We start from the raw sequence: 12,701 nt of genomic DNA, 5'->3' as shown, positions 1-12,701 counted from the left end.
GGTCCGCGCCGCGACGGCCGGCGCCGTGACGGCGGGGCGCGAACCCCGCCGTCACAGATGCAAAAGCCCGGGTCCTACGCCGATACGGCGTCGATCCGGGCCAGGGCGTCATCCGCGCCGTACGGCTGCAAATACGGCAGCCAGCGGGGATCACGATGCCCCGTACCGATGATCCGCCACGCCAGTCCTGACGGCGGTGCGGGCTGGTGACGCAGCCGCCACCCGATCTCGGCGACATGGCGGTCGGCCTTGACGTGGTTGCAGCGCCGGCAGGCGGCGACGACGTTCTCCCACGTGTGCTGACCTCCGCGGCTGCGCGGAATGACGTGGTCGACGCTGGTTGCGACGCCACCGCAGTACATACAACGCCCGCCGTCCCGGGCGAACAGCGCCCGGCGGGTCAGGGGCACGGGGCCACGAAAGGGCACCCGCACAAACCGCTTCAAGCGGACCACACTCGGAGCCGGTATGACGTGGGTTGCGCTGTGCATCAGGGCGCCGGATTCCTCGAGGCTTACGGCTTTCTCATTGAGTACGAGGATGAGCGCACGGCGGAGCGGTACGACGCCGAGCGGCTCGTACGACGCGTTGAGGACCAGGACATGCGGCACGGGTGCCTCCTTGTACGCCGGCGGCGCGTGGCTCGCGCCGGGACGATCTCCCCCAGTGTCCCCCGGTGCCTGGTCGGAGCGCCACCATGACCGGGTAACGGGCCGGAGGTGTTTTCCACCACACCACCGCACTTCCCGCCACATCGGCTCCTTCCGGGCGTCCCGGGGCCCTTGCGACTCGAACACGGGCACGGACCGCCCCCGTTGCCCCGTTAGTGTGGTTGGTCTGCCCGGTTCGCGGAGCCCCCTCCGCGGCCCGGGTCTGCTGCCCCACACGGAAGGTTCTGCTGTGTACTGGTCCGCTTCGACGGCCGCTACCGCGCCCCTGAGCGCTGCGACACCCGGCGCAACCGGTTCCCCCTCCCTCGACGAGGCCACCCAGAGGGCGACCAACGCCGCCGGCTGGGTGGAGGAGAACTGGGGGACGTGGGTCACGTCCGGCCTGCAGATCCTGCTGATCATCGTGATCGCGGTGGTCCTGCGGCATGTGATACGCCGCACCATCACCAAGCTCATCGAGCGCATGAACCGCACGGCGGCCGCCGCCCAGGGCACCGCGCTCGGCGGCCTGCTGGCCAACGCCGAGCGCCGCCGCCAGCGCTCCGAGGCCATCGGCTCGGTGCTGCGCAGCGTCGCCTCCTTCGTGATCATGGGCACGGCCGCCCTGACGGTGCTCTCCGTTCTCAAGATCAACCTGGCGCCGCTGCTCGCGAGCGCCGGTGTGGCCGGTGTGGCGATCGGTTTCGGCGCCCGCAACCTCGTCACGGACTTCCTCTCCGGCGTCTTCATGATCCTCGAGGACCAGTACGGCGTCGGCGACGAGATCGACGCGGGGGTGGCCACCGGCACGGTCATCGAGGTCGGCCTGCGCGTCACCAAGCTGCGCGGCCCCAACGGCGCCATCTGGTACATCCGCAACGGCGAGGTGAAGCGGATCGGCAACCTCAGCCAGGGCTGGTCCACGGCGGCCGTGGACGTGGTGATCGCCGCCGGCCAGGACCTGACGCGCGCCCGGGACATCATCACCGCCACCGGCGAGGCGATGTCCAAGGCCGAACCCTGGAACGAACTGCTGTGGGAGCCGGTGGAGGTCCTGGGTCTGAGCGAGGTCCATCTCGACACCGTGACCATCAGCGTCTCGGCCAAGACCATGCCCGGCAAGGCCCTCGGCGTCGAACGCGAGCTGCGCTGGCGCATCAAGCACGCCCTCGACGACGCCGGCATCCACCTCGCCCCGCGCCCGGCCCCCGCGGACGAGAAGGAGGAGCCGGCCGACGCGACCGCCGCCGTGGCCGCCCCGTCGGCGCTCAACAACCCCCTCTCCCCGCAGTCGGTGGCCACCGAGCCGCTCCAGGCTCCGAAGCTGGGGAAGTAGCCGGGCCGGGGCTCGGCCCCCGCCGCCCGCACCGGACGGCCCCCGCACCGCGATCCTCGCGGTGCGGGGGCCGTTGCCGTGCCGGAGCCGCCCCACCTCCTCGGGGAGTGTGATCCAGATCACATTCCCATCTGTCATACGTCAGGCCCGTCCGAACCGTGTCCGGGGTGTCGGCACGCACGACACACAGCAACACGCACGACGGAGAAGGAGACTTCACCATGACGATCCGCAATCGCGTGGCCACGGGGGCCGTCGCTTCGGTTCTGATGATCGGCGGCGCGGTGGTCCTGACCGCCGCCGCACCCGCCTCCGCCACCGCGGCGGCCCGGATCACCAACGATCTCAGCTGCACCACCACGACCGATGGCCGCACCGGCACGGCCGACTGCACCAACCACACCAACCGCACCATCGCCTTCCGCGCCACCGTGGTCTGCGGATGGTGGCCCGACCAGACCGGGCCCTGGAAGACCCTCAACCCCGGCGCCCGCGACACCTCCGCCGCCACCTGCAGCGGCGGCACCGGGGTCGGCAGCGTGAACTGGCAGGAGGGCTGAGAGATCCGACCAGCTCCCGGACCTTCCGGGAGGCCAGGTCACCCACGGGGGAACGGGGGGAGGCGCACCGGCAGCCGGCCGGTGCGCCTCTTGCCGTTCCGGGACGGCGCAGCCGGATTGCGGGCCGCCCTCGAACTCGCCCTGCCGAAACCATTGACGGGCCCCTGACCGGCGACCTACCTTCCTGTCCATCGATTGGAAGGTTTCCTAACAGATGCTCCCGGTGGTCGGTGCCGCCGGAGGACGGGGGACGGTCGTGGCCGCAGCAGGACAGGGAACGCACGGGACACCCGGCACGCCGCGGGTGCTGCGGGCGATGAACGACCGGGCCGCGCTCGATCTGCTCGCCTCCCAGGGACCGCTGACCCGGACCCGGATCGGGGAACTGACCGGCCTGTCGAAGCCGACCGCCTCGCAGCTGCTGGCGCGGCTGGAGGCGGCCGGACTGGTCCGAACGACCGGGAACGTCACCGGCCGGCCGGGCCCGAACGCGCAGTTGTACGAGATCAACCCGGTGGCGGCACATGTGGCCGCGCTGGCCGTGGACCAGCTCGGCATCACCGCGGCGGTCGCCGACATCACCGGCCGGGTGCTCGGGGAGGAACGGGTCGGGACGGACGCGGTCGCCCCGGGCATGCCGAACCGGACGGCACACCTGGTGGCGACGGCCGTGGACGGCGCACTCGCCAAGGCCGGGCTGGAGCGGGAGCAGCTGCACGGGGCGGTGATCGGCACGCCGGGCGCACTGGACCCGCAGACCGGCCGGCTGCGGTACGCGCCCCACCTGCCGGGCTGGCACTCCCGGGGGCTCAAGGAGGAGCTGGCGGCGGTGCTGGGGATGCCGATCGTCATCGAGAACGACGTGAACCTGGCGGCCGTCGCCGAGCAGCACGACGGGGCGGCGCAGGACTTCGACGACTTCGTGCTGGTGTGGGCCGACGAAGGGGTCGGTGCCGCGATCGTGCTGGGCGGCCGGTTGTTGCGCGGTGCCACCGGCGGCGCCGGCGAGATCGGGTACATGCCGCTGCCCGGTGCGCCGCTGGCCCGCGGCGGCGACCGCAGCGCGGCGCGACCGGACGCCGGGGGCGGGTTCCAGCGGCTGGTCGGCTCGCCCAGCATCGTGGAGCTGGCGCGGGAGTACGGCGCGCCGGCGGCCACCACCGTCGACGAGGCGCTGGCCCGCGACGACGTCCGGGCGGAGACGGCCCGGCGGCTGGCCACCGGGCTGGCCGCGGTCGTCGCGGTGGTCGACCCGCGGCTGGTGGTGCTCTCCGGCGCGGTCCCGCAGGCCGGCGGGGAGGAGCTGCGGGTGCTGGTGGAGGAGGAGTTCACCGGTCTGGCGCTGCCCCGGCCGGAGCTGCGGATCAGCGATCTCGAGGGAAATCCGATTCTCGTCGGCGCGCTGCGGACGGCACTCGCCGAGGCGCGCGACGCGGTGTTCCACACCGGGTGACCACGCCCCGGGCCTTCCCGTGCCGTTTCCCCGACTCCCCCTTCGCAAAGGACGTCCGCCATGTCCCGTCGGTCGCTGCGCATCCGGCTCTCCGTGGCGCTGGCCGGTGCCGGGCTGCTCGTTTCGGGGTGCGCCAATCCGAGTGTCGGCAGCGCCCGTGACGACCCGACGAAACCGGTCACGCTCAGGTTCTGGCACGGGTGGTCGCAGGCGGGCGAGGTGAAGGCCATCGACGACAGCATCGCGCGGTTCGAGAAACGGCATCCGAACATCACGGTGCGGGCGGTCTCCGATGTCACCGACGAGACCGTGAACCAGGCGCTGCGGGCCGGCGGCGACGACGCGCCGGACGTGGTGTCGTCGTTCACCACCAACAATGTGGGGCAGTACTGCTCGTCGGGGATGTGGGCGGACCTCGATCCGTTCCTGCGGAAGACCGGGGTGGACAAGAAACGCGTCTTTCCCAAGGCGGTGCTCGACTACACGAGTTACCGGGGAAAGCAGTGCGCACTGCCGCTGCTCGCCGACGCATTCGGGCTGTACTACAACAAGGACGCCTTCGAGAAGGCCGGGATCGCACGGCCACCGCGAACGATGTCCGAGTTGAAGCGCGATGCCGTGAAACTCACCGAGCGCGCCGAGGACGGCTCGTACACCCGGGTCGGCTTCATGCCCGACTTCCGCCTCTACCAGAACGGTCCGGACCGCATCCTCGCGCAGTGGGAGCCGTCCTACTTCGACCGGCACGGCAAGGCGTCGCTGGCCAGGGAACCGGGGACGAGGGAATTCTTCGACACCACCCGCGCGCTGGTCGACGCACAGGGCGGATATGCCGCGCTGGAGAGGTTCCGTACCCGGTTCGGTGACGAGATGTCGTCGCAGAACGCCTTTCTGACGCAGAAGCTGGCAATGCATCTGGACGGCGAATGGCGCGGGCTGATGCTGCGCGACGCCCAGGCGAAGTTCGCCTGGGGCACGGCGCCGATGCCGGTGCCGGACGACCGGGCGGACACCTACGGGCGGGGCTATCTGACGGGGACGGTCACCGGCATCGCCCACGGCAGCCGGCACCAGAACGCGGCCTGGGAGCTGGTGAAATTCCTGACCACGGACACGGATCAGGTGGTGCGGTTCGCCAACGCCATCCACAACGTGCCGTCGACGAACGCGGCCCTGACGTCACCGGAGCTGGACGCCGACCCGTCCTTCCGCACCTTTCTCGATATCGCGAAGAACCCGCACAGCGCGGCGATTCCGCCCTCCACCAACGGCGGGCAGTACATCACCGCGCTGCAGGACTTCTCGTACGACGTCGAGGCCGGAAAGGTCCCCGATCTCGGCAGGGGTCTGCGCCGACTCGACGCGCAGATCGACGCCGACAACCTTCAGTCCGAGAACTGACGGAACGACGGAGAATCGCCATGGCAACCACCGCACCGGCGCCCGGCAGAACTCCCGCACCGGCGCCCGCACTGCGGCGCAGACGCCGACGTGAGCGGCTGCGGATCCTGGGCTTCCTCTCCCCCTGGCTGATCGGCTTCTCGGTCTTCTTCGGCTATCCGCTGATAGCCACCGTCTATTTCTCCTTCATGCACTACAACCAGATCGAGCCGCCGGACTTCGTCGGGCTGCGGAACTGGACCTATGTGCTGGACCAGATGCCGTTGTTCGGGCCCGCGCTGTGGAACACGCTGTGGCTGGTCGTGGTGATGGTCGCGCTGCGGGTCGTCTTCGGGCTGGGCATCGGCATGCTCGTCACCCGGATCAAGTCGGGGGCCGGCCTCTTCCGTACCGCCTTCTATCTGCCGTATCTGGCGCCCCCGGTGGCCGCGACGGTGGCGTTCGTCTTTCTGCTCAACCCCGGCACCGGCCCCGTCAACGAGCTCCTCGGGGCGGTGGGCCTCCCCGCGCCCGGCTGGTTCAACGACGCGGACTGGGCCAAGCCGTCGCTGGTCCTGCTCTCCCTGTGGGGCATCGGCGACCTGATGGTGATCTTCATGGCGGCGCTGCTGGACGTCCCCCGCGAGCAGTACGAGGCCGCCGAGCTGGACGGGGCGGGCCCCTGGGCGAGGTTCCGGTACGTCACCTGGCCGTCGATCACCCCGATCGTGATGTTCGCGGTGGTCACCGGCGTCGTGCAGACCATGCAGTACTACACCCAGGCGCTGGTCGCCGGGAAGCTCGCGTCCGGCGTCTCCATCGGGCCCGGCACCGTCATCCAGCCCGGCTACCCGGACCACTCCACCCTCACCGTCCCGCAGCTCGTCTACTCCCTCGGCTTCCAGAACTTCAACACCGGCGCGGCGTGTGTGCTCTCCCTCGTGCTCTTCGTCATCGCCATGGCCGTCACCACCCTGCTGATGCGCAAGCGCGCCGGCCTGCTCCCGGCGGAGGACTGATCCGGTATGACCACCACGACCCTGAACCGCCCGGCCGCACCGACCCCGGCGGGCCCCGGCGGCCGCGGACCGACGGCGCGCGCCCGGCGCCGGCGGACACTGCACTGGATCGCCGTCCACGCGGTGGGCATCGCCGCCGCCCTCTTCTTCGTCCTCCCCTTCCTGTTCGTCTTCCTCACCTCCGTGATGAGCGACGACCAGGCGATGAGCGGCGAGCTGTGGCCGCACGAGTGGAACTGGTCCAACTACCTCACGGTCTTCGGCACCCCCGGCTTCCTGGACTGGTGGCGCAACTCCCTGATGTACGCGGGGCTCGGCACGCTGTGCACGGTGTGCTCGGCGGTGCCGGTGGCGTACGCGCTGGCCAAGTTCCGCTTCCGCGGCCGCCGTACGGCGATGATCCTGGTCATCTCGACGATGATGCTGCCGCCGCAGGTCGTCGTCATCCCGATGTACCTGGTCTGGGCCCAGCAGCTGCACCTGGCGGGCTCGCTCTGGCCGCTGATCGTCCCGATGGCGTTCGGCGACGCCTACTCCATCTTTCTGCTGCGCCAGTTCCTGCTCACCATCCCCCGGGAGTACCTCGAGTCCGCCAAGGTGGACGGATGCGGCGAGCTGCGCACCCTGCTGCGCATCGTCGTGCCGATGTCCAGACCGGGCATCGCCGCCGTCGCCCTCTTCCAGTTCTTCTCCTGCTGGAACGACTACTTCGGCCCGCAGATCTACGCCGCGCAGAACCCCGCCGCCTGGACGCTCTCCTACGGCCTGGAGTCCTTCAAGACCGCCCACAGCGTCAACTGGAACCTCACCATGGCCGCGACGCTGCTGGTCATGGCGCCCGTCGTCATCGTCTTCTTCTTCGCACAGAAAGCCTTCGTCGAAGGCGTCACGCTCACCGGAGTGAAGGGCTGATTCGGACATATGAAGCTCGCAGTGATCGGCGGAGGATCGACCTACACCCCCGAACTCATCGACGGTTTCGCACGGTTGCGTGATGCGCTGCCGGTGTCGGAACTCGTCCTGATCGACCCGGCCGGCGAGCGGCTGGAGCTGGTGGGCGGGCTGGCGCGGCGGATCTTCGCCCGGCAGGGCCACCCGGGCCGCATCACGTGGACCGGTGACCTCGACGCCGGCGTGGACGGCGCCGACGCGGTGCTGCTCCAGCTGCGCGTCGGCGGGCAGGCCGCCCGCAACCAGGACGAGACCTGGCCGCTGGAGTGCGGCTGCGTCGGCCAGGAGACCACCGGGGCGGGCGGCCTCGCCAAGGCCCTGCGCACGGTGCCCGTCGTCCTCGACATCGCCGAGCGGGTACGCCGCCGCAACCCCGACGCCTGGATCGTGGACTTCACCAATCCCGTCGGCATCGTGACCCGGGCCCTGCTCGGCCACGGCCACAAGGCCGTCGGGCTGTGCAACGTCGCGATCGGCTTCCAGCGGAAGTTCGCGAAGCTGCTGGGCGTGCGCCCCGGGGACGTCGAGCTGGAGCACGTCGGCCTCAACCACCTCACCTGGGAGCGGGCCGTCCGCGTCGGCGGCACGGACGTCCTGCCCGAGCTGCTGGCGAAGCACGGCGACGCGGTCGCCGCCGATCTGCGCATGCCGCGCTCCCTGCTGGACCGGCTGGGCGTCGTGCCCTCCTACTACCTGCGCTACTTCTACCAACACGACGAGGTGGTGCGGGAGATGCGCACCAAGCCCTCCCGGGCGGCGGAGGTCGCGGCCATCGAACGGCAGCTGCTCGACCTGTACGCCGATCCGGCCCTGGACGAGAAGCCGGAGCTGCTGGGCAAGCGCGGCGGCGCCTACTACTCCGAGGCCGCCGTGGCGCTGACGTCGTCGCTGCTGGGCGACACCGGCGACGTCCAGATCGTCAACGCCCGCAACGACGGCACGCTGCCCTTCCTGCCGGACGACGCGGTGATCGAAGTACCGGCGACGGTGGGCGGGGCAGGCGCCGCGCCGGTGCCCCTGCGGCCGCTGGAGCCCCTCTATTCCGGGCTGATCGCCCAGGTCACCGCCTATGAGCAGCTGGCGCTGGAGGCGGCGCTGAAGGGTGGCCGGGACCGCGTCTTCGCCGCGCTGCTCTCCCACCCCCTCATCGGCCAGTACACCGCCGCCGAGCGGCTCACCGACGAACTGATCGCGCACAACCGGGAGCACCTCACGTGGGCCTGACCGGCACGGCGCTCGCCATCGACGCGGGCAACAGCAAGACGGACGTGGCCCTGGTGACCACGGACGGAAGGGTACGGGGGACCGCTCGGGGCGGCGGTTTCCAGCCTTCGGTGGTGGGTGCCGGGCCCGCGGTGGACGTCCTCGCCCCGCTCGTCGCGTCCGCCCTGGTGCAGGCCGGGCTGACGGGCCCGGTCGACCATGTCTGGGCGTATCTCGCGAACGCCGACCTGCCCGCCGAGGAGGCCGCCCTGTCCGCGGAGCTCGCCGGCCGCGGCTGGGCGCACTCCGTGACCGTCGCCAACGACACCTTCGCGCTGCTGCGGGCCGGGCTGCCGGACGCCGGGGAGCGGATCGGGGTCGCCGTGGTGTGCGGGGCCGGCATCAACTGCGTGGGGATCGGCCGGGGCGGTGCCACCGCGCGCTTCCCGTCCGTCGGACGGCTCTCCGGGGACTGGGGCGGCGGTTCCTTTCTCGCCGACGAGGCCCTGTGGTGCGCGGCCCGCGCCGAGGACGGGCGGGGCGAGACGAGCGAGCTGGCCCACGCGCTGCCCGCCCACTTCGGCCTGGCCTCGATGGCGGAACTGATCGAGGCACTCCATCTGCATGCCCTCCCCGACCACCGGCGCCACGAACTGGCCCCGGTCCTCTTCGCGGTCGCCGCCGCCGGCGACCCCGTCGCCCGCGCCGTCGTGGCCCGCCAGGCGGAGGAGGTCGTCCTGCTGGCCACGGTCGCCCTGGCCCGCCTGGACCTCCTGGCGGAGCCCACCCCGGTCGTCCTCGGCGGCGGCGTCCTGGCCGCCCGGCACCCGCTGCTCCACGACCTGATCGCCGAACTCCTCGCCGAGCGCGCCCCGAAGGCCGTAGCCCGCGTGGTGACGGCGCCGCCGGTGCTGGGATCGGCGCTGTACGCACTGGACGGGGCCGAGGCGCCGGTGGCCGCCTACCAGCGGCTCAGGGAGGTATGGGGCTAGGGGGTGCCCGCACCGCCGCGGCTCCACCCGCTACCCGCAACCCGCAACCCGCTATCCGCCGCCCATCGCCCGCCCCCATCCCACGTGCACGCTGTGCCCCCGGCGGGTCTCGGTCCGGCCGCCCGGGGCGAGCACGATGTCGGCGGCGCGGCCGGGAGCGCGGCCCTGGGCACCGTCGTGATCACGACACGGGTCGTGGTCGCTTTCCGTGACGATGGTGATGTGTTGGTCGGTGTCGTTGATGACGAGGGTGGCGCTGCCGCCGGCGAGATGGCCGAGGGGGTAGTGGCCGGCCGGGTCGATATAGGTGGTGCCGCCGATGGTGAGGAAACCGCTGGCCGGCAGGGCGCTGCCGGGAGCTGGGGCGCCGGTGGCGGTGGCGGCGGCCAGGGGTTTGAGGAGTTTCGCTACGCGTCGCACAAGAGACCTCCGATACTCCGGGTGGGGACCCGCTGAACATCTTCGTCACTCAGAGTAGTCATGAAGCGGCGTGCCGGACAGCGGCGCGCGGAGGCGAACCAGGGGGCGCGCGACGCTTCGTACGCGCCGCGGTCGATACCCGGCCGACCGCCTACCGGCCCTCCGGCCCTGCGGCCGCCACCGGCCTTCCGCCCGCCGACGACCCTCCCGGGCCCCCGGTCAGTCGTCCAGCGGCAGGGCGAGATCCCGGACGTGCCCGGCGAGCAGCAGGACGGCGGCGTCCACGGCGGCCTGGGGGTCCTGGTCGCGGATGGCGTCGGCGAGCCGGGAGTGGGGGTCGGTGGCGGCGGCGGTGGCGGTGTCCAGGCAGGCGGCGCGGCGCAGTTCGGCGCGCAGGGCGGCGCTGAGGGAGCGGTAGATGTCGGCGAGTACGGGGTTGTCGCCGGCCTCGGCGACCAGGATGTGGAACTCGGCGTCGGCCGCGGTGAAGGCGTCGACGTCGTGGGCGACGAGCGCGGCGCGGCGACGGGCCAGGGCCGCCTCGATCCCGGCGAGTTGGGCGTCGGTGCGGTGCCGGGCGGCCTGCCGGGCGGCCACCACGTCGAGGCCCTGGCGCACCTGGGTGACATGGGTGAGTTCGGCGCGCTCCAGGCGACGACGGAGGGCGACCGCGCTGTCGTCGTCGGAGATCACGAAGGTGCCGTCGCCCTGCCGGGGCTCCAGCAGCCCGGAGTGCACCAGGGAGCGGACGGCCTCGCGGACCGAGGCGCGGCTGACCCCGAGCGTTTCGGAGAGCGCGCTCTCGGGCGGGATGCGGCTGCCCACCGGCCAGACGCCCGTGACGATCTGGTGACGGATCTCGTCGGTCGCGATCTCCACCAGCGACACCCTGCCCTTGCGGACCGCTTGCACTCGATCACTCCCAGGAGGCAGGTCTGCGGTGGCAGTCCCGGGCCGCCCTGCCCGGGTCACGGCCGCGGGGCCCGGTGTCCTGACGTCTGGCGACCGGCTGCCCTGGGAGTAACTCTAGGGGGTGCCCGCGCGGACGGTGGAGTCCGCGCGGGCGACGGTGCGGGCTCCTCGACCGCGGGCCCCGGGCGGCCCCGGGAACCGGCCGTCCCGCGCCCGCGTCAGGCAGGGTGGGAGGGAGCCCGCCCGGGCCCGGGGCCCATCGGGATCCACACAAGATCGGGTCAAGAGCGGTGTGCCCGGCCACGGGTGCAGACATACTGCTGCCCGTGCACCAGTTCTCGTGAACGCCCCCGCCGGCACTGCGCGCGGGGGTCCGGCCGCGACGACCGAGGGGGAGGTTCCGTGGTGTCAGGGTCCCTGCCGACCGTGGAGACCGCTCCGCCCGTCCCCGCCACGCCGGCCGGCGACGACGGGGCGGCCACGCGGCGGACGGCCTGGGCCGACGGCCTGGACGAGCTGCGGGCCGCGGCGACGACCGAGCCGGGCCGGCTGCGGGTGATCGGTGCCGTGCTCGCCCTGCTGGTGCTGGTGTTCGGCGCGGTCACGGCCTGGCAGGTGTCCGACCGGGCGGCGGCCGCGGACGACGTGGTGGAGCGCAGCCAGCCGCTGAGCGCGAACGCGGCGGGCGTCTACCGGTCGCTGGCCGATGCGGACACCACGGCCGCCGGGGGCTTCCTGGCAGGCGGGGAAGAGAGCGCGGCCACCCGGGATCGGTACGCACAAGACCTCGCCACAGCGGCGGAGTTGCTGGTCAAGGCGTCGCAGGGCACACGGGGGCCGGGTCGGGCCGCGGTGCAGATCGCCCGGCTGAACCGCGGACTGCCGCAATACGCGGGGCTGGTCGAGACGGCCCGCACGAACAACCGGCAGGGGCTGCCGCTGGGCGGCGCCTATCTGCGGTACGCCAACGACCGGATGCGCACGGACCTCCTGCCCGCCGCACGGGCGTTGTACGACGCGGAGAACGACCGGCTGGCCGCCGACCAGGCCGCCGCGAAGTCCTGGCCGTGGTACGCGCTGGCCGCCGGGGCGCTGGCCCTCGCCGCGCTGGCCTGGGCGCAGCGGCGCCACTACCGCCGGACCAACCGGGTGTTCAACCGGGGCCTGCTGGCGGCGACGGCGGCCTCCGTGACGGTGCTGCTGTGGCTGGTGGCCGGGCATGCGGTGGCGCGGGCGGGGGTGAGCGACTCCTCCGACCGCGGGGCGCGGTCCCTGCGGGTGCTCAACGAGGCGCGGATCGACTCGCTCCGGTCGCGCGGCGACGAGAATCTGACCCTGGTGGCGCGCGGAGCCGTGCTGACCGGGGACCAGAAGGACTTCTACGAGGCCGCGTTCCGCTCGGGGATGACGGACCTGGCGGGCCCCGGCACGCACGGGCCGGCGTCACCCGGCAGCAGGCTGGGGACGGCCCTGGCGCTGGCGGACGACGAGACGGGGCGGCGCGCCGTACGGGACGCACTGGCGCACGTACGGCAGTGGCAGGCGCGGCACGCCGAGGCGCGGGCGGCGGACGACAAGGGCGACTACGACCAGGCGCTGGCCAAGGTGGTCGGCGACGACCGGCCCACCCGGGCGTCCTTCGACCGGGTGGACGCCGCGCTGCACCGGGCGCTGGTGCACGAGCAGCACGACTTCCGTTCGGCGGCGGACATCGGTCGGGCGGCGCTCGGCGGGCTGGCGACGGGGGCGGTGACACTGGCGCTGCTGGGCGCGGTCGGCGCGGTCCTGGGCATCGGACGCAGGCTGTCGGAGTACCGGTGAGGGG

General features: G+C 72.4%; 12 protein-coding genes. 9 read left to right on the top strand and 3 right to left on the bottom strand.

The window, feature by feature from the left end; all coding sequences use genetic code 11:
- Positions 1-74 precede the first annotated feature (74 nt).
- The gene (locus ACGFML_RS10900) at positions 75-611 is read right to left on the bottom strand and encodes an HNH endonuclease (protein ID WP_006605595.1); all 537 of its coding nucleotides are present in this window, start codon (positions 609-611) and stop codon (positions 75-77) included.
- Positions 612-900: 289 nt separating this feature from the next.
- On the opposite strand from ACGFML_RS10900, the gene ACGFML_RS10895 reads away from it, so the two are divergent.
- From ACGFML_RS10895 to ACGFML_RS10860, 8 genes are all read left to right on the top strand, one after another.
- Positions 901-1,986, top strand: a complete 1,086-nt coding sequence (locus ACGFML_RS10895) for a mechanosensitive ion channel family protein (RefSeq protein WP_393542234.1) — start codon at positions 901-903, stop codon at positions 1,984-1,986.
- A gap of 221 nt (positions 1,987-2,207) precedes the next feature.
- Entirely contained in the window at positions 2,208-2,546 is a 339-nt protein-coding gene (locus ACGFML_RS10890) for a hypothetical protein (RefSeq protein ID WP_393542232.1), read from the top strand.
- 316 nt (positions 2,547-2,862) lie between these two features.
- Positions 2,863-3,999 carry an ROK family transcriptional regulator gene (locus ACGFML_RS10885; protein ID WP_393542729.1) on the top strand — a complete coding sequence of 379 codons (1,137 nt, stop codon included), beginning with the start codon at positions 2,863-2,865 and terminating at the stop codon, positions 3,997-3,999.
- Between the two features lie 60 nt (positions 4,000-4,059).
- Positions 4,060-5,400, top strand: a complete 1,341-nt coding sequence (locus ACGFML_RS10880) for an ABC transporter substrate-binding protein (RefSeq protein ID WP_393542230.1) — start codon at positions 4,060-4,062, stop codon at positions 5,398-5,400.
- A 20-nt stretch (positions 5,401-5,420) separates the two neighbouring features.
- On the top strand, positions 5,421-6,398 hold the full coding sequence (locus tag ACGFML_RS10875; RefSeq protein WP_393542228.1) for a carbohydrate ABC transporter permease: 978 nt from the start codon (positions 5,421-5,423) through the stop codon (positions 6,396-6,398).
- Positions 6,399-6,404: 6 nt separating this feature from the next.
- Entirely contained in the window at positions 6,405-7,310 is a 906-nt protein-coding gene (locus tag ACGFML_RS10870) for a carbohydrate ABC transporter permease (RefSeq protein ID WP_393542226.1), read from the top strand.
- Between the two features lie 9 nt (positions 7,311-7,319).
- Positions 7,320-8,573 carry a 6-phospho-beta-glucosidase gene (locus ACGFML_RS10865; protein ID WP_393542224.1) on the top strand — a complete coding sequence of 418 codons (1,254 nt, stop codon included), beginning with the start codon at positions 7,320-7,322 and terminating at the stop codon, positions 8,571-8,573.
- Positions 8,564-9,544 carry an N-acetylglucosamine kinase gene (locus ACGFML_RS10860; RefSeq protein ID WP_393542222.1) on the top strand — a complete coding sequence of 327 codons (981 nt, stop codon included), beginning with the start codon at positions 8,564-8,566 and terminating at the stop codon, positions 9,542-9,544. Before ACGFML_RS10865 ends, ACGFML_RS10860 begins: the two co-directional genes overlap by 10 nt.
- Positions 9,545-9,595: 51 nt before the next feature.
- On the opposite strand, the gene ACGFML_RS10855 is transcribed toward ACGFML_RS10860, so the two are convergent.
- Entirely contained in the window at positions 9,596-9,964 is a 369-nt protein-coding gene (locus ACGFML_RS10855) for a hypothetical protein (protein ID WP_393542220.1), read from the bottom strand.
- A gap of 219 nt (positions 9,965-10,183) precedes the next feature.
- A complete protein-coding gene (locus ACGFML_RS10850) occupies positions 10,184-10,876 on the bottom strand; it encodes a FadR/GntR family transcriptional regulator (protein WP_393542218.1) in 693 nt (230 codons plus the stop codon).
- 426 nt (positions 10,877-11,302) lie between these two features.
- On the opposite strand from ACGFML_RS10850, the gene ACGFML_RS10845 reads away from it, so the two are divergent.
- Positions 11,303-12,697: a hypothetical protein gene (locus ACGFML_RS10845; RefSeq protein WP_393542727.1), complete on the top strand. Its 1,395-nt coding sequence runs from the start codon at positions 11,303-11,305 to the stop codon at positions 12,695-12,697.
- Positions 12,698-12,701 lie beyond the last annotated feature (4 nt).

This window comes from Streptomyces sp. NPDC048650 (assembly GCF_043199095.1).
Taxonomy (GTDB): Bacteria; Actinomycetota; Actinomycetes; order Streptomycetales; family Streptomycetaceae; genus Streptomyces.
Note: the sequence above shows the minus strand (reverse complement) of the source record. Positions and strands in the feature narration are given on the sequence as shown.

What these genes read in the sequence shown, in the direction of transcription:
- ACGFML_RS10875 (WP_393542228.1), top strand. Translation starts at nt 5,421, where the DNA reads ATGGCAACCACCGCACCGGCGCCCGGCAGAACTCCCGCACCGGCGCCC.
- ACGFML_RS10880 (WP_393542230.1), top strand. Translation starts at nt 4,060, where the DNA reads ATGTCCCGTCGGTCGCTGCGCATCCGGCTCTCCGTGGCGCTGGCCGGT.
- ACGFML_RS10885 (WP_393542729.1), top strand. Translation starts at nt 2,863, where the DNA reads ATGAACGACCGGGCCGCGCTCGATCTGCTCGCCTCCCAGGGACCGCTG.
- ACGFML_RS10890 (WP_393542232.1), top strand. Translation starts at nt 2,208, where the DNA reads ATGACGATCCGCAATCGCGTGGCCACGGGGGCCGTCGCTTCGGTTCTG.
- ACGFML_RS10870 (WP_393542226.1), top strand. Translation starts at nt 6,405, where the DNA reads ATGACCACCACGACCCTGAACCGCCCGGCCGCACCGACCCCGGCGGGC.
- ACGFML_RS10865 (WP_393542224.1), top strand. Translation starts at nt 7,320, where the DNA reads ATGAAGCTCGCAGTGATCGGCGGAGGATCGACCTACACCCCCGAACTC.